The following is a 15,558-nucleotide window of genomic DNA, read 5'->3' as shown; positions in this document are numbered from 1 at the left end:
AATATTTCCATAACAAAAAAACAGCATTGATTATGTAAATTAAAATCTATTAATTTAATCATGGGCAATGTAATTCAAGCTATCTCCATAAATAATTTAAATTCAAATAAACCCATCTTCTTTTAAGTCTATCATTGTAGCTATAATACTTTCCCTTAGTGTCTTCACCAAAAAGTCTATATTTTCTTTAGTTAATATCAATGGTGGAGATAGTACATTCATATGTGCTAACGGACGAACGATCAATCCACGCTCCTGACAGTGTTTAGCTATGCGATCACCAACTTTCGCATCAGGATCGATAAGTTCTTTAGTCTTTTTGTCTGCGACACTCTCGATACACATCATATATTTACGGCCACGAACATCACCTACTATCGGAAGATCAATTAGTGTTTTCACTTGTTGTTCAAAATATAAACCAAACTCTTTTACTTGGTCACAAATATTTTCACGTTCAATTATTTCAATATTTTTAACACCGGCGGCACAACTTACCGGATGTCCTGAATAAGTGAAGCCATGTGTAAAAATCGCACCATTAGCCTGTGGTTTACTAATAGTTTCATAAATTTCTTCAGATAATATCGTTGCTCCTAGAGGCAAGTATCCAGAAGTTAGACCTTTAGCACAGGTAATAATATCTGGGACGATACCGAACTCATCTTCGGATGCAAACATATAGCCAAGGCGGCCAAACGCAGTGACAACTTCGTCAGAAACATATAGCACCCCGTATTTATGACAAACATCTAGTGTCTTTTTGTGATAACCTTCTGGCGGAACGATAACACCACCAGCTCCCATTATTGGCTCTGCAAAAAACGCTGCCACATTATCCGGCCCTAATTCAAGAATTTTATTTTCAAGTTCCTGTACTTTTTCGTCACAAAACTCTTCGATAGATTGGCCTTCCGGACGACGATACGGGTTGGGGCATGAGATATGGTGAACGAGGTCTTCTTCGATGTCGAAACCAATGTGGTCGAATTTGACCCCTGTAATTGACATCGCCATGTATGTGCTGCCATGGTAACCATCAATACGAGCAATAATTTTCTTCTTAGAAGTTTTACCTAGTTGGTTGAAATAGAAATGTATAATTCGAACGGCTGTATCATTTGCTACTGACCCCCCACAACCATAAAATACATGGTTTAGATTACCAGGAGCTAACTCTGCAAGTTTTTCGGCCAAGTTTGCAGCAGGGATTGTGGTATGGTGTCCGAAACAAGAATAGTACGGAATTTGCACAACTTGTTCAGCAATAGCCTCAGCCATTTCTTTACGTCCATAACCAATGTTAACGCACCATAACCCACCAATACCATCAAGATACTGCCGACCATCCCCTCCTTGGACATGAACTTTGTCTCCTTTAGCCAGAATCATCGAACCAGTTTCCTTAAATATCGAGAAATCTGTCCAAGGGTGAATGTAATGGTCCCGATCCTGCTGCCAAACTTTTTTCATGTCTGTATTAATGTTACTCGCCATCTCAGAATACTCCTTTGTGTACCAACACTTTACGGTAGCGTTTCGTTGTAATTTGGAGATCAATGCACTCACGTCAAGTTAATTTAATGTTAGTATCGTTGTTACATCTATGTAAATTATTTATTTCCGTTCCATTGCATCAACAAAAACTATCTAGCGTTTGTATTGAACACTCAGTTTAACTAGACCCAAAAGTTCATCTCATAATTCACCTAGTCCTGCGTTGTGTAAGCTTTTGATATTCGAATATGACCCGCACCAGCAGTTTTGGACACTGACGTAAGTGACGACAATCACTAACGAGTTGAACAATGATAGCGAAGCAAACACGAATCAAACACGCTCCTGAATTTAAAGCCTAAGCGCTTAAGTTAGCCGAGAAAGTCGGTGTAGCAGTCGCCGCACGACGTATTCAAAAGGAACTTGAAGAAAATGATTGTAAGCACGATATAAAAACATAGCTGCGAGCATGAAGCACTATAGCTTGGTCTCAAAGGCCGCCCGTAAATTCAAATGTACGAAATACAATAGACATCGGATCCCTGTTGCCCCGAACGTGCTTGAGCAAGACTTTAACGCGACAGCACCAAACCCAAAAAGGGCTGGAGATCTCACCTATCTAGCGACAAGCGAAGGCTGGGTGTATTTATCCGTTGTTATCGACCTGTACTCTCGGCAAGTATTAATCAGTGCCATTGATAACGCTACTCTGGCCTGTAATGCGTTCTCAATGACACTGTTCTGCAAAGGCATGTCTGAAGAGGTGATAATCCATAGTGATAGAGGTTGCCAATATTGCTCAAAAGAACACAGAGGATTTAATAGCATCCTATAATGAGTAAGAAGGGAAATTGTTGGGATATACCAGCGTTGAAAGCTTTTTCCACTCACTTAAGTAGAAGCCGCCCAATACCAGCCGATAATGACGCGAGAAGATATGCGCCAAGCACTTTTGAATATATCGAAGTTGATTATAATCGAGCAAGAAGGCACAGTGATCTTGGGTATCTAAGTCCTATTAACTTTGAAAAATAATATGTCGCTTAATACGGTGTCCAGTATTGTCGGTGCAGATCACTTAAGCTCTGGCTGGAAGTTCTATACAATGTGTAAAAAATGGAGTTGATTGTGAATTTTACATTAAGGCAATTAAAGTATGTTGTTGTAGCTGGAGAAATGGCAAGCGTCACAAAAGCAGCAAAGTCCCTCCACGTTTCTCAACCATCTATTTCTTCAGCTATCCTGCACCTTGAAGACACTACAGGCTTACAACTCTTTATTAGACATCACGCTCAAGGTCTGTCGATCACACCAACTGGAAAAAAATTTTTATCAAAAGCCAAACAACTTTTATTACAAGCAGAGGATCTTGGACATTTTGCTCATACTCTCGTTGATGAAGTTACCGGTAAGCTAAAAATAGTAGGGTTTCCCACCTTTACATCCATTGTTTTACCCACTTTAATGAAGGATTTTTCAGAAAAATACCCTCAAGTTAGAGTGCAATGTGATGAAAGCCATCAGATTGATATAATAACTAGCCTACTACGAAGTCAATATGAACTCGCAATAACTTATGACCTTCAATTACCGCCAGAAATCGAATTTGAGCCTCTCGTTGAACTTCCACCATACGCTCTACTATCAGCAAACCATCCATTAGCAGGTAAAAAAACTCTTACTCTTTCGGAACTGGCATCATTTCCAATGGTTCTCCTTGATTGGCCAATGACAAGGGACTATTTTAATTCATTATTTTTACATTTGGATTTGGAGCCGAATTTGGCTTATAAAGCGCAATCGTTGAATATGGTTATAGGTTTAGTGGCAAATGGACTCGGTTATACTCTATTTAATACACCTCTGAGTAGTGACTCAAATCAAGAAATATCTGGTGTCAAAGCAATTGAGTTATCAGATGCATTGCCGACTCTGAGACTCGGTATAGCTAAGGTAAGCCACTTTAAACTAACCACAACTTCTATCGCTTTTATCGAGTTATTTAAGAATAAAACACCTGAATTATTTAATAGGTCATTTGTTAATTAAATGAGAACATAACGCCTCTCAGATCGAGGAACCATCAGCAAAACATGAGTTTAACTGTAAATTAACCGGCCTACGCATTTTTTATAGGCAGCTTTCCCCTTTGGCAGGATAGTTATCAATATTAAAATTTAACCAGATTGGGCGGTAATGAGTGAATTGTGTCTCCTATTCAGTAGAAAGAAAAGAAGCCATATTGAAGACGCTACTGCCTCCATATTTAATGTCAGTGAGCCAGCTGTCAAAAAAGGAAGGCATTAGCACGGCAACCTTGTATCATTGGCAGCAACTCAGACATTCAGAAACCGTAGTGTCAAATAGCAACATTTCATCAGGCTGTGAACTGATAAAACAACTCATTCGCTATATCGACGATGCTGTAAAGCATCGCGCTCGCATCAGCACCATTTGGTGTATTTGAGAAGAGCCAATTTTTTCTTCCAATGACCAGCGGTTTAATGGCGCGTTCAGCACGATTATTATCGATAGATAAATGACCGTCATCGATATAGCGGATAAGTTTCGGCCATTGGCCGAGCGTATACTTAATCGCTTTTCCTAATGGACTAGAGCTTATTACTTGTTGAGACGTCATCCAGTCGTACAGCTCATCCAATATCGGCTTGGCATGCTGTTGACGTTCTGCTTTTCGTGTTTCGACAGTCGCACCTTTTAAGCGGGATTCTATCCCATAGAGCTTCTGGATTTTGGCCAGCGCTTTATCTGCTTTGCCTGACTTACCTTTACCTTGAAGCTTCTTAGCATCCATGAACTTACGCCGTGCATGCGCCAAGCAACCAACATTGGTTACGTGATGAAGACCATCATAGGCACCATAGCCATCGGTTTGCAGATAACCACTGTAATCCCCCAAGAAGGCAACAGGGTATGCCCTCGCGCGACTGTTTTGATAGTCGTACAAGGCGATATTCTTCACATTCGGCAGTGCAGCGTCGGGCGAGTCTGCGCCCGAGCAGTAGAGCCACATATAACACTGTTTATCTTCTTTGAGGACATTGAGCGGCGTTTCATCCGCCTGAACCACCACTTGCTCTAGCAGGTGCTCTTTCAAGGCCGCATACAGCGGTGTGAACTTCTCACTGACTTGGATAACCCACCTTGCCATGGTAGTTCGCGATAGCTCAATACCCGACTGAGTAAACAGCGACTCTTGGCGGTAAAGTGGCATTGCGTATTGATATTTACCAAGGATGATATTGGCCAGCAAGCTTTCTGTGGCAAAGCTTTTAGGGATGATGCTCTGAGGCGCTGGCTTTTGAACGATACGGCTGTTGTCTTCCGTTTGCTCGCATTGACGACAAGCATATTTAGGACGAACATATTCCAGCACTTTAAGCACAGCTGGTGAGAACTCAAGTTTCTCACTGCGGTCTTCACCGATTTTATGCAGACTATGTTGGCAGCATGCACACTGTTTTTCATGGTCGTCTAAATCGAGTTCGATAACCTCACGAGGCAAAGTCTTTGGAAGTGGCTTGCGTTTACCACGCTTCTTCGTTGTGGTCGTCGTCGTTACCTCAACCTCTTCTTCCTTAGCGGCTTCACATTCCACTTCGTTGAAGAGGTCACCTTGAGATTCATCGTAAGGCTTTAACGCCTCCGAGCGTTTTGCGAACTGGCGGTCGAAAGCAAGTTTGAGTTGCTCAAGCAGAGATTGACGCTCTTGTTTCCATTGGTTTTCTGACGCCATCAGCGCTTTCACCATCGCTTGTAGCTCGGCAACATCTTGGCTTTCTGGGTTGATATTGTAGCTCGGGAACTCAAGTTTCTCACTGCGGTCTTCACCGATTTTATGCAGACTATGTTGGCAGCATGCACACTGTTTTTCATGGTCGTCTAAATCGAGTTCGATAACCTCACGAGGCAAAGTCTTTGGAAGTGGCTTGCGTTTACCACGCTTCTTCGTTGTGGTTGTGGTCGTCGTCGTTACCTCAACCTCTTCTTCCTTAGCGGCTTCACATTCCACTTCGTTGAAGAGGTCACCTTGAGATTCATCGTAAGGCTTTAACGCCTCCGAGCGTTTTGCGAACTGGCGGTCGAAAGCAAGTTTGAGTTGCTCAAGCAGAGATTGACGCTCTTGTTTCCATTGGTTTTCTGACGCCATCAGCGCTTTCACCATCGCTTGTAGCTCGGCAACATCTTGGCTTTCTGGGTTGATATCTGGCGTCCTTTTCATGGCATTTATTATACTAAAATCATGCCATTTACGCTTGGTGGATAAGGCTTTATTATCGATTAAGTCATTGTAAAATCGTTTATTTGAACGGGTTTATGGCCGATAATCGTGAAGCCAGAAAGCAGTCTATCAAGCTCGAATTGAGTCAGGGTAAACACTTCATTTTTCTCTTTTRWWGGCCAYTTATACTTGGCTTTTTCAAGGCGTTTATACCAAAGTGCAAAGCCAGTTTTATCCCAGTACAGCACTTTGATTTTGTCGCGCTGTTTATTGRTGAACAGGAACAGTGCGCCGCTTCCCAAGGGTAAATCGGTGTCACTTTCGATAATCGCCGCGAGGCCATTGAKGGACTTTCTAAAATCGACACTCTCACGATACAGATAAATCTCTGGTGCGCTGAGCATATGTTTCATGACAAGGCTCCAATGAGTTCTGCCAGGTAGGCAGCGGGCGTGCCTTGAGGAATGCTCAACTCCACATCATTGATGAGAAGTGTCATGTTAGCGGTGGCTATTTGAGCTTGATATTTCGTTGTCTTTTCGACGACCTCTGCCCGTACAAAGCCTTGAGAGAYATCTGCTTTTTTGAGTTGCTGGCGCTTAGCATAAAACGTCGAGGGATTGAGTTCATTAAGCTTACAAAATGCAAGCGTTGACAATGAACTCGATTCAGACTGAAAGTTCTGCCAGGTAGGCAGCGGGCGTGCCTTGAGGAATGCTCAACTCCACATCATTGATGAGAAGTGTCATGTTAGCGGTGGCTATTTGAGCTTGATATTTCGTTGTCTTTTCGACGACCTCTGCCCGTACAAAGCCTTGAGAGAYATCTGCTTTTTTGAGTTGCTGGCGCTTAGCATAAAACGTCGAGGGATTGAGTTCATTAAGCTTACAAAATGCAAGCGTTGACAATGAACTCGATTCAGACTGAGCGATGAGCGTTTGCCATTCTTGATTAGTGTGTCGTTTTCCCATTTCAAATCTCCTCATGGTTGGAGACTTGATCTTATTCTTCGCGCTAGGCGATTAGAATGCGGGTTTTATGGAGCGCTTACACACTAGCAATGTCGCCCTGTAGGTTCATGGGCGCTGACTACAAAACACAATTTTCTCTAGATTAAATGACCTATAAACATGTACAGCCGAGAGCTTATATTTTTCCTACGGTAAGAAAAGAAAAACAACCGTCGTCCCTGTTCGCCTTGCTGATTTCACAAGCCCTAACAATCTGTCATTACAACAATACCCATACATTCAAGCAGTTGCTCTTGTTGCCAAGCGACAATTTTAATGCCCGATGTATCGACCTTTCGAGGGTCTAACCCTTCTAACTCAGCGTGACACAAGTTTGCTCCCTGCATACTGAACTGCCCCCATACATCTTCAGAAAATACGCCTCGGCTCAGATCCGACTCCTTTAATGACGCTCCTGCAAGGAAAGTCTCTATCCAACGGTTCTCAAACAAGTCACACTTTTCTAAGCAGGCCTGTTCAAAATTAGCATAAGACAAGTTACAGCCTTTGATATACGCCGAGCAAAAGTACATACGATTGCTCACCTTGTTGGCAAAGTTTGTTCGCGTAAAGTTAGCCCCTTTTAAATCACATTCACGTAACTCAATCCCATAACAATTGGCGTTACTAAAATTCGCCATGGCGAGTTGGCAGTTCTGAAAACTTGCATCACGCAGATCTGCGATACCAAAGTGACACCCATCGAGATCACCTTGTTCAATGAACTTACAATTGATAAAGGTCGTGTCACGTAGGTTACAACGCCTAAAGTCACAGCGAATGAAAGTACATGCTGTGAAAGTCATATCGGACAAATCTTGTTGAGCGAAATTGTGGTGATGATAAGTACTGTTATTCGTGTCCATTTAGCCCCCTAAAGAAAGTAAGCTAAGACTACCACTGAGATCTTAAGAAAACATCAAATTAAAAACAACAAAAACAGCAACTTAGAAAGACCGTTTTTAGTCAATTTAAGGCACCAAACAAGCAATTTAAGCAGGTTGTTTTCACTTAATAGAACCAACTTATCTTGAAAAAAGTTGTGTGGCTTACAGAAGGTTTTATGACGTAGCTGCTCATCAGATAAAGATACATGTCTAAAAATAAGAAACTTTAAATAGTCAGGAAACCTGACTCATGAGGAGGGAAGTACAATACTCAATTTTTCTGAGAGGTTAAGAACAAAATAGGTCAAGCTCACTATCGTGGAGGCTAACCTGTTCAGAAGTACCGAGGGTTGTATTTAACTCGTGTTCTCAGATTGTATTATCTAGCTTTTCGCGATATTAGCAATGCCTTCAAGCTGAAGTACTGGAGCGGCGTCGATGTCTTCTGCGTTCATCATAGATGATACTCGCTGCATTGAAGAAAGCAGTAAGCTTTGTTCCCAAGGCTCCAGGTTTTGGAATTTTTTAACGAAGTTATCTTGCAGCGGTGGTGGCGCATTGTTTAGCAACTCTTGACCTTTTTCAGTCAGGTTTGCATGTACTTTGCGGCGATCTGACGAGCTGCGAACACGTTGTACATAGCCATTCAGTTCCAAGCGATCGATGATCGTGGTTGTGGTGGCTTGGCTTACGTTGGTGTGATTAGACAATTCTTTTATCGTCACATTACCCATTTCTTGGATTGCTCTCATTAAGATTAATTGAGGGCCAGTCAAACCATACTCTTTACTCAGCTTCTTCGAGTGTAAATCGATAGCGCGAATAATTTGGCGAATAGCGACCAGGATTTCGTCATGTTTGTCCAAGATGCAGACCTTTGTACTAATATACTGTGAATAGTTTGACAGCGTCGAAGCGATAAAATGTCCTGATTATTTACGTCAGGTGAGCTCGAATTACACTGTAAATTGATAAATTACTTCATTGATTTTTCCGCATTGTACTGATGTTCATACTATTCTCAATCTTTAATATGCCTCTGAATTTGCGAATGGCAACACTTTTGTACAATGAGTAGCGATATTCAGTCTTAAAGTGGGGAACGAGGTAAGAAAAAGCGAAATGTTGTCGGTAAATAAAAAGCCGCATACTCAAAATAATTGGATTTGCAGCTAGGCAACAAACTAAGTTCATCCCTATGAGCATAGAAGTTCTATGTGATTAGGGTGCACTTAAGCAACTTACAACGCTACAGCTTCAAGTATGAAGAGTATAGAGTCATATAGGTAGCAAGATTTGAACACCTCACTACCTATTTTATTCGTTAGAAAACGAATTATTTCAGTTCAAACCACTAAGCGGCATTATTGAGTTGAAAGCTACCCGTTAGTGCGTTGTAAAACTCGCTGTTATCCAAAATACCCACCAGTTGATTGTCTTCAACGAGAAGAATGGGATAGTTACTGATTTGCTTGAGCTTAATCGCATCACGCATGCCAATTTCCGGGCTTGCCACGACCACACTCGACGCGCTGATCGCGGTTAGGTCGTCAGACTCGCTCCACTCTACAAGCGCCAAGGTAGATTCACCTTTCACCGATAAAACACCTTCATTCTGTTCAATCCAGAGATCTTTAGAATCGCAGATCTTCCAGCTTTTATTCTCTTGCGTCAGTGAATCAAGAGGCTGCATTAAAGAACGACCTTTTAGCACATTCAATGGATTAGTGTGAGCAACGAAGTCTTTTACGTATTCGGTTTTTGGCGTCAGTACGATCTCTTCAGGCTTACCGTGTTGAATCAGTTTGCCTGACTCCATGATCGCAATGTTATTGCCAATTTTCAAAGCTTCATCTAGGTCGTGGCTCACGAACAGAATTGTTTTATTGAGTTTGTTTTGTAGCGTGATCAGTTCATCTTGCAGCTGAGCACGAATCAGTGGATCAAGTGCCGAAAACGGTTCATCCATCAACAGAATGTCGGTGTCCATCGCAAACGCACGCGCCAAACCAACACGTTGCTGCATGCCGCCAGAAAGCTCATGTGGAAATTTAGTGTCCCATTCCGCTAGGCCGACCATTTCTAATTGTTCACGCGCTTTTGCACGACGAACATCTTTGGATACACCTTGCATTTCAAGACCAAACGCTACGTTATCTAATACGTTAAGCCATGGCATCAAAGCAAACTTTTGGAAAACCATTGATACGCGGTGAGTACGAAGATGACGCAAAGTCGCTTCATCACATTGCGCTAAATCGACTTGTTGGTCGCCATCTTTGATTGTCAGTGAACCACGGCTGATCTCATTCAAACCGTTAACTGCGCGAAGCAAAGATGATTTACCAGAACCAGACAAACCCATCAGCACACAAATCTCGCCTTCTTCAACCTTCAGCGACACATTGTCTACGCCGACAACTTGACCAGTTTCATCGATAATCTCTTGGCGGGTTTTACCCTGGTCGAGCAGTTCAAGCGCTTGTTTCGGCTTATTACCAAACACAACATCGAGGTTTTTAATGGTAATCGCGTCCATTGCTGTCTGTTCTTGAGATACAGCTTTGTTGTCTTGAGACATAGCTACGCTTCCTTCTGGTTTGGTGTTTTGCACAAGCGATCAAGAATGATAGCGACTAATACAATCGCCAGCCCGGCTTCAAAACCTTGTGAGATGTTCACTGTGTTCAATGCGCGAACAACAGGTTTACCAAGTCCGTCAGCACCGACAAGAGCGGCGATAACCACCATCGAAAGCGATAACATAATGCACTGAGTGACACCCGCCATAATGCTTGGTAAGGCAGCCGGTAATTCCACTTTCATCAGCAATTTCATGCGGCTCGCACCAAACGCTTTACCCGCTTCAATCAACTCTTCAGGGACTTTGGTGACGCCTAAGTAGGTCAAACGAATCGGTGCAGCTATCGCGAAAATAATGGTCGAGATTAAGCCAGGAACGATGCCTAAGCCGAATAGAACCAGAGTTGGAATCAGATAAACAAACGTTGGGACTGTCTGCATCAAATCAAGGATTGGACGCAAAACTGTATAGAGCCAAGGACGATGCGCAGCCATGATGCCAACCGGTACGCCAATTAATACGGAAATCGTTGTCGCCGCAAAGACGAGGACAAAGGTTTCCAGCATTTCTTGCCAGTAGCCGAGGTTAAGAATAGTCAGCAGTGCCGCGACCACAAAGATCACCAACGAAGGTTTACGGTGTAAGTACCATGCAATCGCAGCAGTCATCACGATTGGCAGTGCAGGCGGCATCCACTTAAATACATCGACTAAAAACATAATGACGGTTTCTAGAAAAATCGAAATAGCGTCAAAGAATCCTGCCGCATTGATTGTTAGCCAATCAACACCCGCTTCCATCCATTGTCCGACAGGGATTTTGTTTTCCGTAATAAAATTCACAATATTGCCTTTTATTATGGGTGGGCTACTTCAAACCAATCGATAAATTGGCAAGCCCACCTTTATTATTTATGTAGCTGTTGAGATAGGTAGAACTAAGCTTTAACTTGTTTTAGGTATTCAGTAACCGCTTGAGTCGCTGATTCACCTTTATGCGTTTTTACGTTGTCTAACCAAGCTTCAACTTGTTGAGGGTTCTTGGTCAACCATTGTTGAGCCGCTTTTTCTGGCTTCACTTTTTGGTTAAGAATGGCTTCCATCAACTGGTTTTCCATCTCTAGAGTGAATTCTAGGTTTTGCAGAAGTTGACCGACGTTTGCACACTCAGACAGGTAGTTTGAACGAACGTTAGTGTAAACATTCGCGCCACCGTAGTTAGGGCCAAAGAAGTCGTCACCGCCAGAAAGGTATTCCATATCAACATTGCTGTTCATTGGGTGCGGTGCCCAACCAAGGTAAACAATCCATTGGCTGCGACGTGCGGCACGAGATACTTGCGATACCATGCCCGCTTCACTTGATTCCACTAGGCTGAAATCTTTCAAGCCAAACGCGTCAGAATCAATCATTGATTGGATTAAGCGGTTACCATCGTTACCCGGTTCTATGCCGTAGATGCGGTCTTTAAATTTGTCAGCATGTTTTGCTAGGTCTGCGAAACTTTTTACACCAGAGTCGTACACGTATTTTGGTACGGCTAGCGTGTATTTTGCGCCTTCAAGGTTAGCACGAACGGTTTCAACCGTGCCCGCTTCACGGTACTTAGCAATATCGCCTTCCATGGTTGGCATCCAGTTACCTAGGAATACGTCAATATCACCGTTCGCCATTGAAGAGTAAGTCACCGGTACTGAAAGTAGGTCGGTTTTGGTTTTGTAACCAAGGCCTTTTAATAGCTCAGAAGTAACAGCTGTTGTTGCGGTAATGTCAGTCCAGCCTACATCAGCGAAGCGAACGTTTTCACATTGCTGTGGTTCAACTGAAGCGTTAGCACCAAATGCAAATGAACTGATGGCTAGTGCTGTTAACGTTTTCGTGGTCATGTTCTGAATATTTAGAGTCGTCATAATGGTTCCTTTTTATCTTTCCTTTTTCTGCTCGATATCAACACCGATAGAGAGCAGTTCTTCTGACTTTTGACTAATTTTTGTTGTTACTTTTTGCTTTTTCTATTTTTTAACTAATAACAGAAACTTACGCTTCTCTTACTGGTTTATTGATTCTTTGCTTCTCTTGCCATTCAGGTGCAATCCACACTGGAACATCCTGCTCTTTGAGCATTGGCTTACCCAAAATCAAATCGGAAGCACGCTCAGCCACCATGATGGTCGGGGCGTTCAAGTTTCCGTTCGGAATAACAGGGAAAACAGATGAGTCGACAACACGCAGATTATCAATGCCGCGAACGCGACACTCTTCATCAAGCACTGCCATTGGATCATCATCAGCGCCCATTTTGCAGCCACATGAAGGGTGATACGCACTTTCCACGTTCTGTTTAACCCATTCGTCGATTGCTTCATCGGAAGTCACACTTAGACCCGGCTGAATCTCTTCACCTCGGTAAAGATCCATCGCAGGTTGCGACAGAATTTCGCGCGTCAGACGAATACAATCACGCCAATCTTGGCGGTCTTGTTCGGTTGAGATGTAGTTGAAAATGATCTCTGGCTTGGCATGCGGATCAGCAGAAGTGATCGCAACCGTGCCGCGACTCTCTGGCTTATTAGGCCCTACGTGTACTTGGAAACCGTGACCATCAAAGGCCGCTTGTCCGTCGTAACGCATCGCTGCTGGCAGGAAGTGATATTGAATATTCGGCCACTTCAATCCTTTGCGAGAACGAATGAACGCGCACGATTCAAAGTGGTTAGTGGCACCAAGGCCTTTGCGAGTCAGAATCCATTCCGCGCCAATCATGCCCTTGCTGACCAAGCCAAGCTTGCTGTTAAGCGTGATGGGTTCGTTACAGTGGTATTGGAAGTACACTTCTAGGTGGTCTTGTAGGTTTTCACCGACGCCACTGAGTTCGTGTTTCAGCTCAACGCCAGCCTTTTCAAGCACGGCTTTCGGGCCGATACCAGAAAGCTGCAGCAGTTGAACCGAACCGATAGAGCCCGCAGAAGAGATCACTTCTTTGTTCGCTACAGCCACCTGAGTATTGCCTGACTTTTCAAACTCGACACCGACGGCTTTCAGCCCTGATTGGCCTTTTGATGACAGGTCTTTTACGACGAGTGCTTCAAGTAAGAAACGACGCGCCACGATGCCTTTTTTCAAGGTAAGGTTTGAACGCTTCAATGCACGACGTAGATAAGCGTTAGAGGTTGAGGCTCTAACCCCCTTGTCTACCGTCATATGCATGGTACCGAAGCCTTCTTGCTGGTAGCCGTTGTAATCTTGTGTTTCTGGGTAACCTGCGTCTTTACCTGCATCAATGAATGCTTGGTAAAGGGGGTTAAGCGCCATATCGTTACCGTTACAAGTGCCGACAGGACCATTGTCACCACGGTATTCATCACCGCCTTTGTTCCATGACTCAGCACGGCGGAAATAAGGCAGACATGCTTGGTAGTTCCAACCCACAGCGCCCTCTTCTTCCCATTGGTCAAAATCACACGCGTGGCCACGAACATAAACCATGCCGTTGATCGATGAGCTGCCACCCAACACCTTGCCGCGTGGACAATGCAGTTCACGTCCATCAAGGCCCGGTTCTTGTTGGGTCTCAAATTGCCAAGCGTACTTTTCAGTATTCATCGGGTAAGAAAGCGCAGTCGGCATTTGGATAAAAATGCTCTTATCCGTACCACCCGCTTCCAGTAATAAAACGCTATGTTCACCGCTTTCCGTTAGCCTATCCGCTAACACACAGCCGGCCGAACCCGCGCCGACGATAATATAATCGTAGCGTTGTTCCATGTTTTGATTTCCCTGAGATTAGTCAGTAGTGAGACTAGCCCGTAAGCCAGTCTCTTGAATTGAGTTACGCGTTAGGCATAAGGGCTGGCGTAGTCGCCAAGTTCAATAAGAATGCTCTTAGTCTGCGTATAGTGGAGTAGGGTCTCTGGCCCGTTTTCACGGCCAACACCTGAAAGCTTGTAACCACCAACAGGCATTTCTGCAGGTGAGTCACCCCACGTATTAACCCAACAAATACCAGCCTGCATTTGATGGATCACGCGGTGAGCACGAGAAAGGTTTTGCGTGAACACGCCAGCCGCAAGGCCATATTTGGTGTCGTTAGCGCGGCGAATCACGTCGTCTTCGTCCGTAAACTTCAACACCGACATTACAGGGCCGAAGATCTCTTGTTGAACATGAGGCATGTTGTCTTCGCAATCCACAAACACGGTTGGGATAACAAAGTTACCGTTTTCGAGGCCGTTGTCTGTCACTTGATAACCGCCCGTCAGCAGAGTTGCGCCCGACTGTTTAGCCTGCTCAATGGCTTCAAGGACTTTTGAAAGGTGTTCTTTGGAAATCAACGCGCCGATCTGAGTCTCCATGTCCATTGGGTTACCAATGATCAGCTTCTCAGTGCGTGTTTTAAGTTGGTCGATGAATGCGTTGTAAATGTTTTCATGTACATAGACACGAGTACCGTTAGTACACACTTCACCTTGGGTGTAGAAGTTAGCAACCATCGAAGCTGAAACTGCATCATCCAATTTCGCATCATCAAACACGATCATTGGTGATTTACCGCCAAGTTCCATGGTGACTGATTTCAGCGTTTTGGCACTGTCAGCCATTACCGCCTTACCTGTTCCAGTTTCGCCCGTAAACGACACTTTTGCGATGTCTGGGTGAACCGTTAGCATTTGACCAACACGGTAATCGCCCTGAACCACGTTGAACACGCCATCAGGAAGACCAGCTTCTGTAAAAATCTCAGCAAGTTTAAGTACCGTTAGCGGTGTTTCTTCTGAAGGCTTGAAAATCATCGCGTTACCCGCAGCGAGTGCTGGAGCCGATTTCCACATCGCGATTTGAATTGGGTAGTTCCACGCGCCAATGCCCGCACAAATGCCTAGCGGCTCGCGGCGAGTGTAAAAAAATTGAGATTCGCTCAGCGGCTGTTGGTCGCCTTGTAGCGTTGGAGCCAAACCAGCAAAGTATTCAATAACATCAGCGCCAGACGCCACATCCACTTCAATCGCTTCTTGTAGCGGCTTACCCGTATCAGCAACCTCAAGGTTTGCAAGATCATCATTTCGAGCTCTAAGTATTGCCACCGCTTTTAAAAGAATACGGCTGCGTTCCACAGCGGTCATTGCTGACCATACCGCAAATCCGCGTTTCGCAGATTCAATAGCACTGTTGACATCCGCTGAAGATGCTTGGCCTAACGTCGCGATAGGTTCACCGTTTGCAGGGTTAATGCTATCAAAGGTTTCACCAGAGGTTGCTTTAATCGCTGCGCCATCAATGTATAACGAGTTCATTTCCATTTGAGATTCTGACTTAATTATTGTTATTAGACTCTACTGGT

General features: G+C 44.0%; 12 protein-coding genes and 2 pseudogenes. 2 read left to right on the top strand and 12 right to left on the bottom strand.

The window, feature by feature from the left end; all coding sequences use genetic code 11:
• Nucleotides 1–102: 102 nt before the first annotated feature.
• Complete coding sequence (locus L1D11_RS17745; RefSeq protein WP_239834362.1) at nucleotides 103–1,497, bottom strand: aminotransferase; 1,395 nt, start codon at nucleotides 1,495–1,497, stop codon at nucleotides 103–105.
• Between the two features lie 401 nt (nucleotides 1,498–1,898).
• Here L1D11_RS17745 and L1D11_RS17740 point away from each other — a divergent pair.
• Both L1D11_RS17740 and L1D11_RS17735 read left to right on the top strand, forming a co-directional pair.
• Nucleotides 1,899–2,532, top strand: a pseudogene (locus L1D11_RS17740) (IS3 family transposase); the annotation flags it as partial.
• A 93-nt stretch (nucleotides 2,533–2,625) separates the two neighbouring features.
• Complete coding sequence (locus tag L1D11_RS17735) at nucleotides 2,626–3,546, top strand: LysR family transcriptional regulator (protein WP_239834361.1); 921 nt, start codon at nucleotides 2,626–2,628, stop codon at nucleotides 3,544–3,546.
• A gap of 364 nt (nucleotides 3,547–3,910) precedes the next feature.
• On the opposite strand, the pseudogene L1D11_RS17725 reads toward L1D11_RS17735, so the two are convergent.
• The 11 genes and pseudogenes from L1D11_RS17725 to betB form a co-directional block, all read right to left on the bottom strand.
• Nucleotides 3,911–5,740, bottom strand: a pseudogene (locus tag L1D11_RS17725) (IS66 family transposase); the annotation flags it as partial.
• Nucleotides 5,741–5,799: 59 nt separating this feature from the next.
• Nucleotides 5,800–6,153, bottom strand: coding sequence for an IS66 family insertion sequence element accessory protein TnpB (tnpB, locus tag L1D11_RS17720; RefSeq protein WP_239862649.1), 354 nt, complete (start codon nucleotides 6,151–6,153; stop codon nucleotides 5,800–5,802).
• Complete coding sequence (locus tag L1D11_RS17715; protein ID WP_239862653.1) at nucleotides 6,150–6,437, bottom strand: IS66 family insertion sequence element accessory protein TnpB; 288 nt, start codon at nucleotides 6,435–6,437, stop codon at nucleotides 6,150–6,152. Before L1D11_RS17715 ends, tnpB begins: the two co-directional genes overlap by 4 nt.
• Nucleotides 6,409–6,711: an IS66 family insertion sequence element accessory protein TnpB gene (locus L1D11_RS17710; protein WP_239862647.1), complete on the bottom strand. Its 303-nt coding sequence runs from the start codon at nucleotides 6,709–6,711 to the stop codon at nucleotides 6,409–6,411. Before L1D11_RS17710 ends, L1D11_RS17715 begins: the two co-directional genes overlap by 29 nt.
• Nucleotides 6,712–6,956: 245 nt before the next feature.
• Entirely contained in the window at nucleotides 6,957–7,616 is a 660-nt protein-coding gene (locus L1D11_RS17705; RefSeq protein ID WP_239834053.1) for a Qnr family pentapeptide repeat protein, read from the bottom strand.
• 404 nt (nucleotides 7,617–8,020) lie between these two features.
• Nucleotides 8,021–8,503, bottom strand: a complete 483-nt coding sequence (locus L1D11_RS17700; protein WP_239834052.1) for a MarR family winged helix-turn-helix transcriptional regulator — start codon at nucleotides 8,501–8,503, stop codon at nucleotides 8,021–8,023.
• Between the two features lie 488 nt (nucleotides 8,504–8,991).
• Nucleotides 8,992–10,218 (bottom strand): choline ABC transporter ATP-binding protein, encoded by a 1,227-nt coding sequence (gene choV / locus L1D11_RS17695; protein WP_239834051.1) that lies wholly within the window; start codon nucleotides 10,216–10,218, stop codon nucleotides 8,992–8,994.
• Nucleotides 10,219–10,220: 2 nt separating this feature from the next.
• A complete protein-coding gene (gene choW / locus L1D11_RS17690) occupies nucleotides 10,221–11,063 on the bottom strand; it encodes a choline ABC transporter permease subunit (RefSeq protein WP_009845976.1) in 843 nt (280 codons plus the stop codon).
• 95 nt (nucleotides 11,064–11,158) lie between these two features.
• The gene (locus L1D11_RS17685; protein WP_239834050.1) at nucleotides 11,159–12,130 is read right to left on the bottom strand and encodes a choline ABC transporter substrate-binding protein; all 972 of its coding nucleotides are present in this window, start codon (nucleotides 12,128–12,130) and stop codon (nucleotides 11,159–11,161) included.
• A 127-nt stretch (nucleotides 12,131–12,257) separates the two neighbouring features.
• Nucleotides 12,258–13,985 carry a choline dehydrogenase gene (gene betA / locus L1D11_RS17680; protein WP_239834049.1) on the bottom strand — a complete coding sequence of 576 codons (1,728 nt, stop codon included), beginning with the start codon at nucleotides 13,983–13,985 and terminating at the stop codon, nucleotides 12,258–12,260.
• A gap of 71 nt (nucleotides 13,986–14,056) precedes the next feature.
• A complete protein-coding gene (betB, locus tag L1D11_RS17675; RefSeq protein ID WP_239834048.1) occupies nucleotides 14,057–15,517 on the bottom strand; it encodes a betaine-aldehyde dehydrogenase in 1,461 nt (486 codons plus the stop codon).
• Nucleotides 15,518–15,558 lie beyond the last annotated feature (41 nt).

Source organism: Vibrio sp. Isolate32 (genome assembly GCF_022397955.1).
In the GTDB taxonomy this organism is placed as follows: domain Bacteria; phylum Pseudomonadota; class Gammaproteobacteria; order Enterobacterales; family Vibrionaceae; genus Vibrio.
Note: the sequence above shows the minus strand (reverse complement) of the source record. Positions and strands in the feature narration are given on the sequence as shown.